This is a genomic window from Pseudonocardia adelaidensis, assembly GCF_039543345.1.
GTDB lineage: Bacteria > Actinomycetota > Actinomycetes > Mycobacteriales > Pseudonocardiaceae > Pseudonocardia > Pseudonocardia adelaidensis.
The window spans coordinates 1-13,544 of record NZ_BAABJO010000028.1; the positions used below are offsets into that span (position 1 = coordinate 1).

14 protein-coding genes are annotated in these 13,544 nt (G+C 72.7%); 6 read left to right on the forward strand and 8 right to left on the reverse strand.

All coding sequences use genetic code 11. From position 1 onward, the window contains the following. Window positions 1–1,073 (forward strand): HNH endonuclease signature motif containing protein (locus ABEA81_RS30020; RefSeq protein WP_345609609.1); only part of this gene is annotated, 1,073 nt, incomplete at its 5' end. Window positions 1,074–1,158: 85 nt separating this feature from the next. Here the strand turns inward: ABEA81_RS30020 and ABEA81_RS30025 are convergent. From ABEA81_RS30025 to ABEA81_RS30055, 7 genes are all read right to left on the reverse strand, one after another. Further along, window positions 1,159–2,076: an NADP-dependent oxidoreductase gene (locus ABEA81_RS30025; protein WP_345609611.1), complete on the reverse strand. Its 918-nt coding sequence runs from the start codon at window positions 2,074–2,076 to the stop codon at window positions 1,159–1,161. Between the two features lie 319 nt (window positions 2,077–2,395). Next, window positions 2,396–3,142, reverse strand: a complete 747-nt coding sequence (locus ABEA81_RS30030; RefSeq protein WP_345609613.1) for a cytidyltransferase — start codon at window positions 3,140–3,142, stop codon at window positions 2,396–2,398. Then, the gene (gene catC / locus ABEA81_RS30035; protein WP_345609615.1) at window positions 3,139–3,426 is read right to left on the reverse strand and encodes a muconolactone Delta-isomerase; all 288 of its coding nucleotides are present in this window, start codon (window positions 3,424–3,426) and stop codon (window positions 3,139–3,141) included. The genes ABEA81_RS30030 and catC overlap by 4 nt, the downstream gene beginning before the upstream one ends. Before the next feature lie 2 nt (window positions 3,427–3,428). Further along, a complete protein-coding gene (locus ABEA81_RS30040) occupies window positions 3,429–4,550 on the reverse strand; it encodes a muconate/chloromuconate family cycloisomerase (protein WP_345609617.1) in 1,122 nt (373 codons plus the stop codon). A 27-nt stretch (window positions 4,551–4,577) separates the two neighbouring features. Beyond that, window positions 4,578–5,432, reverse strand: a complete 855-nt coding sequence (gene catA / locus ABEA81_RS30045; protein WP_345609619.1) for a catechol 1,2-dioxygenase — start codon at window positions 5,430–5,432, stop codon at window positions 4,578–4,580. A gap of 10 nt (window positions 5,433–5,442) precedes the next feature. Continuing rightward, the gene (locus ABEA81_RS30050) at window positions 5,443–6,993 is read right to left on the reverse strand and encodes a 4-hydroxyphenylacetate 3-hydroxylase family protein (RefSeq protein ID WP_345609621.1); all 1,551 of its coding nucleotides are present in this window, start codon (window positions 6,991–6,993) and stop codon (window positions 5,443–5,445) included. Between the two features lie 30 nt (window positions 6,994–7,023). Next, window positions 7,024–7,581: a flavin reductase family protein gene (locus ABEA81_RS30055; protein WP_345609622.1), complete on the reverse strand. Its 558-nt coding sequence runs from the start codon at window positions 7,579–7,581 to the stop codon at window positions 7,024–7,026. A 207-nt stretch (window positions 7,582–7,788) separates the two neighbouring features. Between ABEA81_RS30055 and ABEA81_RS30060 the strand changes: the two genes are divergently transcribed. Genes ABEA81_RS30060 through ABEA81_RS30080 form a run of 5 tightly spaced genes read left to right on the forward strand, consistent with a single transcriptional unit; the run spans window position 7,789 to window position 11,675 of the window. Continuing rightward, window positions 7,789–9,444 carry a flavin-containing monooxygenase gene (locus ABEA81_RS30060; protein ID WP_345609624.1) on the forward strand — a complete coding sequence of 552 codons (1,656 nt, stop codon included), beginning with the start codon at window positions 7,789–7,791 and terminating at the stop codon, window positions 9,442–9,444. A gap of 19 nt (window positions 9,445–9,463) precedes the next feature. After that, complete coding sequence (locus ABEA81_RS30065) at window positions 9,464–10,288, forward strand: IclR family transcriptional regulator domain-containing protein (protein ID WP_345609626.1); 825 nt, start codon at window positions 9,464–9,466, stop codon at window positions 10,286–10,288. Window positions 10,289–10,300: 12 nt separating this feature from the next. Beyond that, window positions 10,301–10,771, forward strand: a complete 471-nt coding sequence (locus tag ABEA81_RS30070) for a barstar family protein (protein ID WP_345609628.1) — start codon at window positions 10,301–10,303, stop codon at window positions 10,769–10,771. 5 nt (window positions 10,772–10,776) lie between these two features. Then, a complete protein-coding gene (locus ABEA81_RS30075; RefSeq protein WP_345609763.1) occupies window positions 10,777–11,190 on the forward strand; it encodes a guanyl-specific ribonuclease in 414 nt (137 codons plus the stop codon). After that, window positions 11,187–11,675 carry a SixA phosphatase family protein gene (locus ABEA81_RS30080; RefSeq protein ID WP_345609630.1) on the forward strand — a complete coding sequence of 163 codons (489 nt, stop codon included), beginning with the start codon at window positions 11,187–11,189 and terminating at the stop codon, window positions 11,673–11,675. Before ABEA81_RS30075 ends, ABEA81_RS30080 begins: the two co-directional genes overlap by 4 nt. A 7-nt stretch (window positions 11,676–11,682) precedes the next feature. On the opposite strand, the gene asnB is transcribed toward ABEA81_RS30080, so the two are convergent. Next, on the reverse strand, window positions 11,683–13,524 hold the full coding sequence (asnB, locus tag ABEA81_RS30085; RefSeq protein ID WP_345609632.1) for an asparagine synthase (glutamine-hydrolyzing): 1,842 nt from the start codon (window positions 13,522–13,524) through the stop codon (window positions 11,683–11,685). Window positions 13,525–13,544 lie beyond the last annotated feature (20 nt).

Genomic DNA, 13,544 nt, shown 5'->3' on the forward strand with positions numbered 1-13,544 from the left:
ACAGTGCGACGTTGACCCGGATCGGTGCCGAGATCGCCGCCGGCGAACCGCGGTGGCGCACCACCACCGTGGCCGACCCGGCCACCGCCGAGCAGGTGCTGCTCACCCTCGCGTTGTGCGGCACCGCTGGCCACGTCGAAACCCTGGTCCGCGCGGTGCGCCGCCGCCACACCCCACCACCCGACAGCGCCGCGCGCCGGTCGTTGTCCTGGCGGTGGGACGACGACGGTGCACTGGTGGTGCGGGCCCGGCTCACCCCGGATGCCGGGGCCGCGTTCATCGCCGCGATCGAGGCGCTGGTCCCGGCCCGGGCCCCGACCACCCAGCCGACCCCACCGGCGCCACCGGACCTGGACGAACGCGCCCAAGAACAGGCACCCGGCCCGGCCGCCGACCACACCGAGGCGCGGCGGGCCGACGCCCTGCTGGCCCTGGTCAGCGGCCGCGCCGACGACGACGGCGGCCCGGTCGTGGAGCGGGGTGAGACGCAGGTGGTGGTGCACGTCGAGGTTCCCACCGGGACGGCCCGGATCGAGGGCGGCCCGGAGATCCCCGCCGCCACCGCGGAGCGGTTGGCGTGTGATGCCCGGGTGCAGGCCCTGCTGGATGACCGCACCGGTAACCGGATGTACTTCGGGCGCAACCGGCGCCTGGCCTCCCCGGCGCAGATCGCGGCGTTGACGGTGCGCGACGGTGGGCGGTGTCAGTTCCCGGGCTGTACCCACACCCGGTTCCTGCACGCCCACCACGTGTTGTCCTGGCTGTTCGGCGGGCCCACCGACATCGACAACCTGATCCTGTTGTGCTCCTTCCACCACGCGGTGATCCACGATCACGGCTACCGGATCCGGCGGCTGGCCGGGCGCTGGGAGTTCCTGCGCCCGGACGGCTCACCGGTCCCGGCGGTGGCGGCGCCGCTGACCGGCAACGCCGAAAGCCTGGTCGAGATGCACACCCGGGCCCGGCTGCGGATCGATCACCGCACGCTGACCCCGGACTGGGACGGCGACCGCCTGGATCCCGAACCCATCCTCGACGTGCTGCTACCCCGCCGGATCAAGACCGCAGCCTGAACGTTCTGCGGCGCGTCCGCGCAGCGGGCCGCACGGCTGCCCGATGCCGAGCGGGTGCGGCTCGCTGGCCCTGTTCCGGGGGCGCTCAGGGGCGCACCCGAATGACGGTCTTGCCCTTGCGCCGCTCGGTCGGGTTGAGCGCAGGGACGGCGTCGTCGAGGGTCGCGACGGTTCCGATGTGCGTGCGAAGGCGCCCGTCCCGGACCCGGTCGACGATCTCCACCAGCTGGCTCGGAACGGACTCGACGACGAAGTCGACCGCGAGGCCGTCGACAGGGCGAGCCTCAGCGGGCCCGACCACCGACACCAGCGTCCCGCCAGGCCGGATGATGCTCGCCGAGCGCCTTTGGACGTCACCGCCGATGACATCGAAGACCAGGTCGACCCCGCCGACGTCGTCGAGATCCTCGTCGTCGAGGTCGAGGAACTCGTTCGCGCCGAAGTCGAGCGCCGCCTGGCGGTCCGCCGCCCGCCCGGTACCGATGACGTAGGCACCGAACTCCCGGGCGAGCTGCGTCACCACAGACCCCACCGCGCCGGCGGCGCCGTGTGCGAGGACGCTCTGCCCCGGCTGAAGACGACCGTGCTGGAACAGGCCCTGCCACGCGGTCAGGCCGGAGATCGGCAGGCTGGCACCCACCGTGAAGTCGACGTTCCCCGGCAGCGGCGCAAGGTTGCGTGCCTCCACGGCCGCGTACTCGGCCAGGGTTCCGTCGCGGTGCCAGTCCGTGATCCCGAACACCCGCTGACCCAGCGAGAGCCCCGTCGTGCCGTAGCCGAGGGAGGTGACCACTCCGGCGAACTCGTGGCCGATGATCGCCGGGGCTCGATCGTGACCGGAGCGATCGACCCACGTCGAGGGCCACTCCCACTCTGCGGGGACGAAGCCCGACGCATGGACGTCGACGACGACGTCGTTGATCGCCGGCGTCGGCTCGGGCCGCTCCGCGAGCGTGATCCCGGCTGCTTCCGCGGCCTGATCCGTCGCGACGATTGCCTTCACTGGTACCTCCGCGTATCTCGTGCTCGCCGGCTCTGTGCGCCGGTCTGTGACCGTGTGTGGTCCTCGTCGAGCTCCGGTTGGACTCGGCGCCTTTCGGTGCTCGCCATCCTTGCGGGGTGCTGGGTGAGCGCGGCCAGGTCGGCCCACACCGGAAGCGGTGGCGAGCACCGTCGGGCGCCCGGGTCGCCGACTACCGCGACCGGGACGCGAAACGGCTGGTGGACATCGAGCGGTCACCGGCGACGGGCACCCGGCGACGACCTCGAGCGGGTCGAGGCGACCGGTGTCGGACACCGCATCCTGAGGGCGCGACCTGGACTCATGAGGGGCCCGCGAGGTCGAGGAACTCGACGCTCGCCGGTCCCTCCGCCCCCACGAGCACCCTGCCGCAGGGCGTCACCTCCACCGTCGTGCGCCGGGCGCCGTCGACCCGGGCGACGTACCGGCCGGGCGCGGGGAGTGCGGTGCCCTCGGCGACGTCGAGCGCCCGGCCGCACGCGATGCCGTCGACGCGGTGCGGCCTGCCCAGTGCCCTGGATGCGGCGCGGACGTCGCCTGCCCGCAGCCGCTCCCGCACGTACGTCGACGAGCAGAGCGCCTCGACCTCGTGGAGCAGCGCGACGGCCTCGACGGTGAAGCCGTAGCCGTTGCCGAAGCCGCGCAGCAGGGCGGGGTCACCCGCGCCGCGGCGGCCGAAGGTGAAGTTCGCGCCGACGACCACGGCGGCGGCCCGCAGTGCGCCGACCAGCACCCGCTCGACGAACGCGCCCGGCGACAGCTGCGCGAGGTCGGGGGTGAACGGCAGCACGCACACGGCGCGCCGTTCGACGGTGGTGAGCGCCGCGGTGTCGCGGGGGCGGCCGACGACGCGCGCCGGGTGCGGGTCGAACGTCACGAGCACGACGGGCAGGCCGCGGGTCCGGCCCGTGCGCACGGCCCGCTCCACGAGCCGGGCGTGGCTGCGGTGCAGCCCGTCGAACACGCCGAGCGTGACGACGCACGGGCCCCAGCCCGCGGGGACCTCCTCGACGCCCCGCCAGAGCCGCGTGATCGCGGGCGCGCTCATGGCCCGGCCACCAGCGCCGACGGGTGCCGGGCCAGCGGCGTGACCTGCACGGTCATGAACGGGAACAGCGGTAGCGACCAGAGGATCTCGTGCAGCTCGTCCGGGGAGCCGACGTCGAAGACGCTGATGTTCGAGTACTGCCCGACGATCCGCCACAGGTGCACCCACGTGCCGGCGCGCTGCAGCGCGAGCGCCCGTTCCTTCTCGGTGGCGACGAGCCGGGCGCGCTCGTCCGGTTCGAGGTCGTGGGGGATGGCCACGTCCATCCGCACGTGGAACAGCACGGCTACCTCCTGGTCAGGGCATGCACGGCGGCGGGGTCGAGCTCGACGCCGAGCCCCGGGCCGTCGGGCAGGTGCAGCTCGCCGTCGGCGTAGCGCAGCGGCGTGGTGAGCAGCTCCTCGCTCATGAGCAGCGGGCCGAAGAGCTCGCTGCCCCACGTCGCGGCCGGGGCGGCGCACGCGAGGTGCAGCGACGCCGCGGTGCCGATCGGGCTCTCGATCGACGTGCCGGCGTGGCACGGGATGCCGGCGGCCGCGGCGATCTCGGCGATCGCCTTCGTGGCGCGCAGCCCGCCCGACTTCGTGGTCTTGAGCGAGTACACGTCGGCGGCGCCGAGCTTCGCCAGGCGCAGTGCGTCGGTGGGCGTGCGGAGGCTCTCGTCGGCCATCACGGGGATGGGCAGCGCCCGGTTGATCTCGGCGAGCGCCTCGAACTCCGCGCCCGGAACGGGCTGCTCGACGAGGTCGACGCCGGCGTCGACCAGCGTCGGCAGGTGGGTGAGCGAGGTGAGCCGGTCCCAGCGGGCGTTGAGGTCGACGCGCACGCTCGCGACGCCCGCGAGCTTCTCCGCCACCGCGCAGATGCGGGCCACGTCGTCGGCCGGGTCCTGCGCGCCCATCTTCAGCTTGAAGCTGCGGTGCAGCCCCGCGTCGAGCTTCCCGAGGGCCTCCTCGACGACGGCGGGCGCGGGCTCGGTGCCCAGTGCCCACGTCACCGGGACCGACGTGCGGGCCGCGCCGCCGAGCAGGGTGTGCACCGGGACGCCGAGGCAGCGCGCCCACGCGTCGTGCAGCGCGACCTCGACCGCGCACTTCGCGTACAGGTTCGCCGCCACGACGTCGCCGACGTCCCGGAGGACGCCGGCGATGTCGTCGACCCGGCGGCCCAGCAGCAGGGGCGCGATGTACCGCTCGACCACCAGCTGCATGGTCTCGACGGACTCGCCGCCCCACCACGGGCCGGCCGGGACGACACCCTCGCCGACGCCGGCGCCGCCGCCCGCCGTGCGCACGAACACCAGCAGCACCGGCTGGGCGTCCATGCTCGTGCGCGCGAAACGGTGCGGGCGGCGCAACGGGATGTCAAGCAGCACCGTCTCGACGCGGTCGATCACCAGGTCGTTCACAGAACCTCTCTTCTACGGGCCGATCTGCTACGCGACGGGCTCGAGCACGAAGTCGTACTCGGCGCGCAGCCGGCCGTCGGCCTGCGGCTGCGGGTCCAGGACGAGCTCCGGCTTGGTGGCGCCCGCGATGTCGGCGTCGAGCCACTCACCGCCCTGGAAGTACAGCTGGGTGGTGATCTGGCGGTGGCCGGGCGCGCGGACCAGCAGGTGCAGGTGGGCGGGCCGCCACGGCTCCCATCCCGCGGCCGCGCAGAGCGCGCCGGTGGGGCCGTCGGTCGGGATCTGGTACGGGGCCGGCCGCACCGTCGTGATCTCGAACCGGCCCGTGTCGTCGGCGGCGACCACGCCGCGCAGGTTGCCGTCCGGGATGTCCGGGGCGAAGCCGGAGTAGTAGCCCTGCTCGTCGGCCTGCCAGATGTCCAGCTCGGCGCCTGCGACCGGGTTGCCGTCGACGTCCCGCACCTGGCCGGTGAACACGAGCGGGGTGCCGCCCTCGTCCGGGCGCTGCGGGAGCGTCGCGGGCGAGGGCAGCCGCCGCTGGCCGGGCAGGTAGTACGGGCCGAGGATGCTGCCCTTGGTGCCCTGCTGGGTCTCGGCGGCCACCTCCTCGACGACGTGCTCGACGAACACGTCGAGGAACAGCGGCCACTCGCCGCCCTCACCGACCTCGATCAGCCACTTCTTGGCGGCCTGGAACTCGGCGTAGGTGACCTCGTGGGTGCGGATGGCGGCGTGCACGCCCTCCAGGACGGCCCGCACGACGGCGTCGACCCGCTGCGGATCGACGGCCGCTCCACCCTCCGCGCTCGCGCGGCGGAACGACTCGGTGGCCGACGCTCCCGATCCGGCGGCGGTCGGGGAGTGCTTCTCGGTGGTGGTCATCGCGGTTCTCCTAGCGGTTCCGCAGGAACGACACGTCGTCGTTGCCGATGAGGTCGGGGACGGTCCAGCCGTCGAGGTCGTACTCGGCCAGGCACTGTTCGGCGAGGCCCTTCATCGCCGCGGTGGTGCCCTGGGCCTCGGCCGCGAAGAGCAGCTCGGACTTCACGTTCTCGTGGTTGCCGGAGTAGTTGCGCTCGTAGAGCTCGTGGCGGCCGCCGAACTCGGAGCCGACGGCGTCCCAGAGCGCCTTCATGACCTTGACGCGCTCGACCGCCGGGTAGCCGTTCGAGCCGCGGACGTACTTGTCCAGGTACGGCCGCACCTCGGGGGTCTTGAAGTCGATCGCGTGCGAGTTGAGGTAGATCAGCCCGCTCGCCACGTCGGACTCGATGATCTCCTTGACCCGCGGGTAGGCCTGGATCATCAGCATCCGGTAGGTCAGCCCGTAGTCGAGCTTGGGCAGCAGCGCCCCGTTCGTCCACTCGTCGGGGTTGCGGGCCATCGCGTCGGCGAGCGCGTAGAAGGTGTTGCGCCAGCCGACGACCTCACCCGCACGCGACTGGACGCCGCGGAAGTCCTTGCTCCCGGTGATTTCGAGGGCCTTGAGCAGCAGCCCGGCGATGAAGTCCAGCTTCGTCGCGAGCCGGATGCAGCCGTGGAACGTGAACCGCGGGATGAACCCCGACACCGGGAAGAAGCCGTTGATCTTCTCGATGTCGCCGTAGCAGAAGACGTTCTCCCACGGCACGAGCACCTTGTCGAACACGAAGATCGTGTCGTTCTCGTCGAGCCGCGACGAGAGCGGGTAGTCGAACGGGCTGCCCATGACGGCGGCCTGCTGCGTGTAGGAGGCGCGGCAGATCAGCTTGATGCCCGGTGCGTCCATCGGCACCGTGCAGATGAGCGCGAACTCCTTCTTCTTGATGGGCAGGCCGTAGTGGGCGATGAAGTTGTAGTTCGTGATCGCCGAGCCGGTGGCGACGACCTTGGCGCCCGAGACGACGAGCCCGGCGTCGGTCTCCTCCTCGACCTTCATGAAGACGTCGCCGACCTCGTCCGGCGGCAGGTTGCGGTCGACGGGCGGGTTGATGATCGCGTGGTTCCAGTACAGGACCTTCTCCTGCGACTCCCGGTACCAGCGCTTCGCGTTGTCCTCGAACGGCGCGTAGAACTCGCTGTTCGCGCCCAGCGTGCCGAGGAAGCTCGCCTTGTAGTCGGGGCTGCGGCCCATCCAGCCGTACGTCATGCGCGCCCAGGTCTCGATGGCGCGCCGGTCGGCGAGCAGGTCGTCCACGGTGTGCGGGCTGCGGAAGAACGGGTGGGTGACGCCGCCGTTGCCGGTGTCGGTCGGGACGGTCAGGGCGTCGGCGTGCGCGGGGTCGTGCAGCGCGTCGTAGAGCCGCGCGGTCATGCGCACCGGGTTGCGGAACGCGGGGTGGGTGGTGACGTCCTGGACGCGCTCGCCGTAGACCCAGACCTCGCGGCCGTCGCGGATCGACTCGATGTAGTCGGCGCCCGTCATCGGGCGGGTGGTGGTGGGGCGTTCCTGCTGGATGGTCATCGGTAGCCCTTCTGCGTCGGTGGAGTCGGGTCAGGCGGCGCGGCGCCGCAGCGGGGTGAAGGCCGCACTTGCGTCGAACCAGCCGGCCTCGGGGCAGTCGAGCGAACCGGCCCAGTGCACGCCGGTCTCGGGCGCTCGCAGCTCGCGGAACGCGCCCGCGTGGAACACCAGCGGTTCGGCGTCGGTGACGTCGAGGTGGTCGACCTCGCCGATCACGATGAGGTGGTCCCCGCCGTCGTAGGTGCGCCACGGCCGGCAGGAGATGGTGGCGGCGTTGCCCACCAGGGCCGGTGCCGTCGGACCGTCGGCCCACTCCGGCTCCGGCTCCTGCGGGCGCCCGGCGAAGTGCAGCGCGGTGTGCAGCTGCGCCGCGGCCAGCACGTTGACGGCGAAGCCCGCCCCGTCCAGGTACTGGCACGCCTTGGACCTCCGCGCCAGCGTCACCTGGCAGAGGGCCGGCTCGAGCGACACCGCGGTGAACGCGTTGACGGTGGCCCCGTGCGGCCTGCCCTCCCCGTTCCGGCAGGTCACGACGGTCACCCCGGTGGCGAAGCTGCCGAACGCGTCGCGCAGCCGTCGCTGGTCCATCACGCACCTCCTCGTGCGAGTACGCTATGCGTACGTCATGAACGCTCTGCGTTCAATGCAGGAGAGAGTGCACCAGGACGGGCCCCGGGTCAAGCCCGGGAGAAACCCGCCGCAGGATGAACCTCTTTTTCGCCCGCACCCCTCCCGAGGACGGTCGTGGTGACGCATGCTGGAGACGGACCGGATCGTCGGACAAGGGAGTCGGATGTGACCGTCACGTCGGGGAAGCCCACGGAAGAGTTCGATGCGGTCGTCGTCGGCGCCGGGTTCTCCGGGCTGTACATGCTGCACCGCCTGCGCGAGCTCGGCCTCTCGGTGCGGGTGTTCGAGGCCGCGGGCGACGTCGGGGGCACCTGGTACTGGAACCGCTATCCGGGAGCGCGGTGTGACAGCGAGAGCATCTACTACGTGTTCTCGGACCACTTCTCCGAGGAACTGCTCGAGGACTGGACCTGGAGCGAGCGCTACGCCGCGCAGCCCGAGATCCTCGGCTACCTCCAGCACGTGGCCGACCGGTTCGACCTGCGCAAGGACATCCGGTTCGACACGCGCGTCACCGCGGCGGTGTACGACGAGGCGACGAACCGCTGGGAGATCGGCACGGACGGTGGCGGGCGGGCGACGGCGCGGTTCCTGATCACCGCGGTCGGCTGCCTCTCGGTCGCCAACCTGCCCGAGTTCCCGGGCCGCGACACCTTCGAGGGCGCCTCGCACCACACCGGGCACTGGCCGCACGAGGGTGTCGACTTCACCGGCCAGCGGGTGGCGGTGATCGGCACCGGCGCCACCTCGGTGCAGATCGTCCCCGAGATCGCCGATGACGTGGAGCACCTGTACGTGTTCCAGCGCACGCCGAACTACGACATCCCGGGGTGGAACCGGCCGCTCGACCAGGAGTACGTGCGGACGACCAAGGAGACCTACAAGCAGCTCTGGCAGCGGATGCGGGAGTCACCGCTGGGCCTGCCGTACGACGTTCCCGAGCGTTCGGCGCTCGAGGTCGGCCCGGACGAGCGCAGGCGCGTCTACGAGGTGGCCTGGGGGAAGGGCGGCTTCCGGCTGGGCGGGGAGACCTTCACCGACCTCCTGACCGACGAGGAGGCGAACGAGACCGCCTCGGAGTTCGTCCGTTCCAAGATCCGGGAGATCGTGCACGACCCGGAGGTCGCCGAGCTGCTCGCGCCGAAGGACCACCCCTTCTTCACGAAGCGCCCCCCGCTGGAGCACGGCTACTACGAGGCGTTCAACAGGGAGAACGTGGAGCTGGTCGACGTCCGGCGGTCCCCGATCGAGGAGATCACCCCGCGGGGTGTGCGGACGCGGGACGGCGAGTACGAGGTCGACGCGATCATCTACGCGACCGGCTTCGACGCGATGACCGGCGCGCTGTTCAGGATGGGCATCCGGGGCCGGGGCGGGGTGCCGCTCACCGAGAAGTGGGCGGAGGGGCCGCGCAGCTACCTCGGGCTCGCGACCCACGGCTTCCCGAACCTGTTCACCCTCACGGGCCCGCAGAGCCCCTCGGTCCTCACGAACATGACCGCCGCGATCGAGCAGCACGTCGACTGGGTCGCCGACTGCATCCGGTACCTGCGCGAGCACGACCTCGACCGGATCGAACCGTTGCCCGAGGCGGAGGACGACTGGGTCGCCCACCACACCGAGGTGGGCGACGCGACGCTCCTGCCGAGGGCCAACTCCTGGTGGGTGGGGGCGAACATCCCGGGGAAGCGCCGCACCCTCTACCCCTACCTCGGCGGCCTCGGGACCTACCGGGAGCGGTGCGATGCGGTCGCCGCGAACGGCTACGAAGGGTTCGCACTGAGCAGCAACGGCGAGGAGCTGCGGTCCCACCTCGCATGAGGGTGCGAGGATTGCCGGGATGACCGGCACGGAGAGCGAGCGCGACTACATCCAGAGCATCGAGCGCGGCTTCGCGGTGCTGCTCGCCTTCGACGAGGAACTGCCCAACCCGTCGCTCGCCGAGCTCGCCGCCGTCACCGGCCTGTCCCGGCCCGCGGTGCGCCGGATCCTGCTGACGCTGCAGCGGCTCGGGTACGTGCAGGCCGAGGGGCCGCGGTGGCGGCTCACGCCGCGCGTGCTCTCCATCGGCCAGCACTACTCCGGCTCCAACGCCATGATCGAGGCCGCGCAGCCCCACCTGCTCGCGCTGGCCGAGCGGACCGGCGAGTCGGCGTCCCTCGCCGCGCTCGACGGCACCGAGGTCGTCTACGTCGCCCGGGTGCCGGTGCGGCGGATCATGAGCATCAACGTGGCGATCGGCACGCGCGTCCCCGCGCACGCCACGTCCATGGGGCGGGCCCTGCTGGCATGGGCGCCGCAGGCGGTCGTCGAGCGGGTCGTGGCGGAGTCCGGTCTGCGGGCGTTCACCGCGCACACGATCACCGACCCGGAGCGGTTGCGCGCCGCGCTGCGCGCCGTCCGCGAACAGGGCTGGGCGATCGTCGCGGAGGAGCTGGAGGAGGGCCTGCTGTCCGCCTCCGCGCCGGTCCGCGACCGTTCCGGCGCCGTCGTCGCGGCGCTCGCGTCGTCGACGTCCAGCGGGCGGTCCGACCCGGAGCGGCTGGCCCGGGAGGTGGTGCCCCTCCTCGTGCAGACGGCCGACCGGATCAGCGCCGACCTCGGGCACCGGGCGGGCACGACGCGCCGCTCGGTGGTGCTGGAGGGGCGGGACGGCTTCTTCTGATCCAATGGGCCGGTGAACGGGACCGCACGGGTGCGCATCGCGACGCTGCTCCCCGGCCTGAGCGGGCGCGGGGTGCTGCTCGCCGCACCGATCGACGCCGAGCGCGTGCGCCGGACACTGGCCGGGAGCGGGTTCGCCGTGGCCGAGGTCGCGGGTCCGGCAGCCGGGCTGCGCGAGGCGCAGGCCGCGATCGCGCGGGCGTTGCGGCTGCCGGAGACGGCGGGCCGCAACCTCGACGCCCTGGTCGACTCGCTGCGTGACCTGGCCACGTGGTGGCCCGATGCCGAGCGGGTGGTGCTGCTCTGGCCCGGCGCCGAGCAGCTGGTGGAGGGGGACCTCCCCGGCTTCCTCGAGCTGACCGAGATCCTCCGCGGCGCCAGCGACGACCTGTGGCGCGGCGGCGGTCCCGGCGACCGGCAGTTCGAGACGGTCGCGTTCGTGCGGCGGCACGGCGTGCGGGCGTTGGGGGAGGCGCCGGCGTGATCCGCATGGTGATCGGCGTGCTGCTGGCCGTGGTCGCGCTGGCAGGCTGCCAGTCGGCGCCGAGCACCGCGCCGCCCGCCACCGGCCCGGCCGCCGCCGCGACCAGCAGCGCACCCGACGACGGCATCGCCGACTGCGCGGTCGCGGACCTGCCGCCCGAGGCGCACGAGGTGATCGAGGAGATCGAGGCGGGCGGGCCGTACGAGCACCCGCGCAACGACGGCGTCACCTTCGGCAACCGCGAGGGGCTCCTGCCCGGCGAGGACCCCGGCTACTACCGGGAGTTCACCGTCGAGACGCCCGGGTCGAGCGACCGCGGCGCCCGCCGGATCGTCACGGGTGGGCCGGACGAGCGCGATCCGGAACACTGGTACTACACCGACGACCACTACGAGAGCTTCTGCGAGTTCGTCCCATGACCATCGATCCCCGCCGGCTCGTGGTCGTCCGGCACGCGAAATCGGCGTGGCCGGACGGCGTGCCCGACCCGCAACGGCCGCTGAACGCGCGCGGCCGCCGGGATGCGCCGGAGGCCGGGCGGTGGATCCGGGACCACGTCGGGCACCTCGACGCGGTGGTCTGCTCGCCCGCCACCCGCACCCGCCAGACGTGGCGGCTGATCGCGGCCGAGCTGGACGAGCCGCCCGACCCGGTCGTCGACGACCGGGTGTACGCGGCCGCGGTCGACACGCTGCTCGCCGTCGTGCGCGCGCTGCCGGACGACGTCGGCTCGGCGCTCCTCCTGGGCCACAACCCCGGCGTCACCGAGCTGGTCGCCGCGCTCACCGCCGAGGAGGCGGAGATGAAGACGTCGGCGATCGCGGTCGTCGAGCTCGGCGGGCCCTGGGCCGGCGCCGCGCCCGGCCGGGCGCGGCTGGCCGACCGCGCGACGCCCCGCGGGTGACCGGCGGTCAGGTCAGCTTCAGCGACGGCCTGTACATCTCCAGCCACAACGCGAAGTCGAGGGTGCGTTCGAGTCCCCGGCGCCCGCCCGGGCCCAGCTGCGCCGGCTCCCGCTCCACCTGTGCGGCCACCCACTCCCGGTCGACGACGTCGAACACGGGGTGACCCGGCGTGGCCAGGTACTCCCGGGCGTTGCGCTGCAGGTTCGCGACGTAGCGCGGGTCCTGGGTGGACGGGTAGGGCGACTTCACCCGGTCCACGACGGACTGCGGCAGGAGGTCGCGGGACGCGGCGCGCAGCAGCGACTTCTCCCGGCCGTCGAAGGACTTCAGCGACCACGGCGCGTTGTAGACGTACTCGACGAGGCGGTGGTCGCAGAACGGCACGCGCACCTCCAGCCCGACGGCCATGGACATCCGGTCCTTGCGGTCCAGCAGGTTCCGCACGAAGCGGGTCAGGTGCAGGTGGCTGATCCGGCGCATCGTCCACTCGAAGTCCGACTCGCCGTCGAGGCGCTCGATGGCGGCCACCGCGGTCTCGTACGCGCCGCGCACGTAGCCGGGCAGGTCCAGGGTCCGCGTCAGCTCGGGCTGGAGGAAGGAACCGTCGCCGCCGGAGAGCCTGCGGAACCGCGTGAGCCACGGGAACGTCGCCGCGCGGCGCGCCTCCTCGTCGAAGAACCACTGGTAGCCGCCGAACACCTCGTCGGCGGACTCCCCCGACAGGGCCACCGTCGACTGCTCCCGGACCGCCTTGAACAGCAGGTACAGCGACGCGTCCGCGTCGCCGAGGCCGGCCGGCAGGTCCCGGGCCCGGATCACCGCGGCCCGGATATCCGGGTCGGCGAGCTGGTCGGGGTCGAGGACGATGTCCCGGTGCTCGGTGCGCGACTTCGCCGCCACCTCGTGCACGTAGGGGGTGTCCGGGGTGGCGCGCAGCTCGTCCGGCACGAAGTTCTCGGCCTGGCCGACGAAGTCCACGGCGAAGCTGCGGACCGCCTCGCCCCGCTCGGCCAGCTGCGCCGCCGCGATCGCGGTGAGCGCCGACGAGTCGAGCCCGCCGGAGAGCAGGGTGCAGCGGGGCACGTCGGACACCAGCTGGCGGCGGACGATGTCCTCCAGCAGCTCGCGCACCCGCGCCACCGAGGTGTCGCGGTCGTCGACGTGCTCGCGGGTCGGCAGCGCCCAGTACCGGTCGGTGCGCAGCCCGCGCGCCCCCACCGTGACGACGGTGCCCGGCTCCACCTCGCGCATGCCCTCCCACACCGCGTGGCCCGGGGTCTTGACGAACGCGAACAGCTCACGCAGGCCGTCCAGGGTGACGGTGTGCTCGGCGAGCGGGTTGGCCAGGATCGCCTTGGGCTCGGAGCCGAAGAGGACCCCGTCCGCGGTGGGGTAGTAGTAGAGCGGCTTGATGCCCATGCGGTCGCGGACCAGCACGAGCTCGTCGACCCGGCCGTCCCAGATCGCGAACGCGTACATGCCGTTCAGCCGCTCCGCGGCCGCCGCACCCCACTCGAGGTAGGCGTGCAGCACGACCTCGGTGTCGGAGTCGGTGGCGAACCGGTGCCCGCGCCCGGCGAGCTCGCGCCGCAGCTCGGTGAAGTTGTAGGTCTCGCCCGAATACACGAGGGCGAGGGGCCCGTCGGGCGTCGACAGGCTCATCGGCTGCCGGCCGCCCGGCAGGTCGATGATCGCCAGCCTGCGGTGGCCGAGCGCAGCGTGTTCGCTGACCCAGGTGCCTTCGTCGTCCGGGCCTCGGCAGGCCATCGTCGCCGTCATCGCGTCCAGGCCGGCCTGTTCGGTGCGCAGGTCGCGTCCGAACGACACCCAGCCGGTGATCCCGCACATGGCGTCTCCCTTCGTCGCGG

Excerpts from the sequence above, each read along its gene's own strand:
- catA (WP_345609619.1), bottom strand. The coding sequence starts at position 5,432 with ATGACCACCACCGAGAAGCACTCCCCGACCGCCGCCGGATCGGGAGCG.
- asnB (WP_345609632.1), bottom strand. The coding sequence starts at position 13,524 with ATGTGCGGGATCACCGGCTGGGTGTCGTTCGGACGCGACCTGCGCACC.
- ABEA81_RS30050 (WP_345609621.1), bottom strand. The coding sequence starts at position 6,993 with ATGACCATCCAGCAGGAACGCCCCACCACCACCCGCCCGATGACGGGC.
- ABEA81_RS30030 (WP_345609613.1), bottom strand. The coding sequence starts at position 3,142 with ATGAGCGCGCCCGCGATCACGCGGCTCTGGCGGGGCGTCGAGGAGGTC.
- ABEA81_RS30055 (WP_345609622.1), bottom strand. The coding sequence starts at position 7,581 with ATGGACCAGCGACGGCTGCGCGACGCGTTCGGCAGCTTCGCCACCGGG.
- ABEA81_RS30075 (WP_345609763.1), top strand. The coding sequence starts at position 10,777 with ATGGTGATCGGCGTGCTGCTGGCCGTGGTCGCGCTGGCAGGCTGCCAG.
- ABEA81_RS30065 (WP_345609626.1), top strand. The coding sequence starts at position 9,464 with ATGACCGGCACGGAGAGCGAGCGCGACTACATCCAGAGCATCGAGCGC.
- ABEA81_RS30080 (WP_345609630.1), top strand. The coding sequence starts at position 11,187 with ATGACCATCGATCCCCGCCGGCTCGTGGTCGTCCGGCACGCGAAATCG.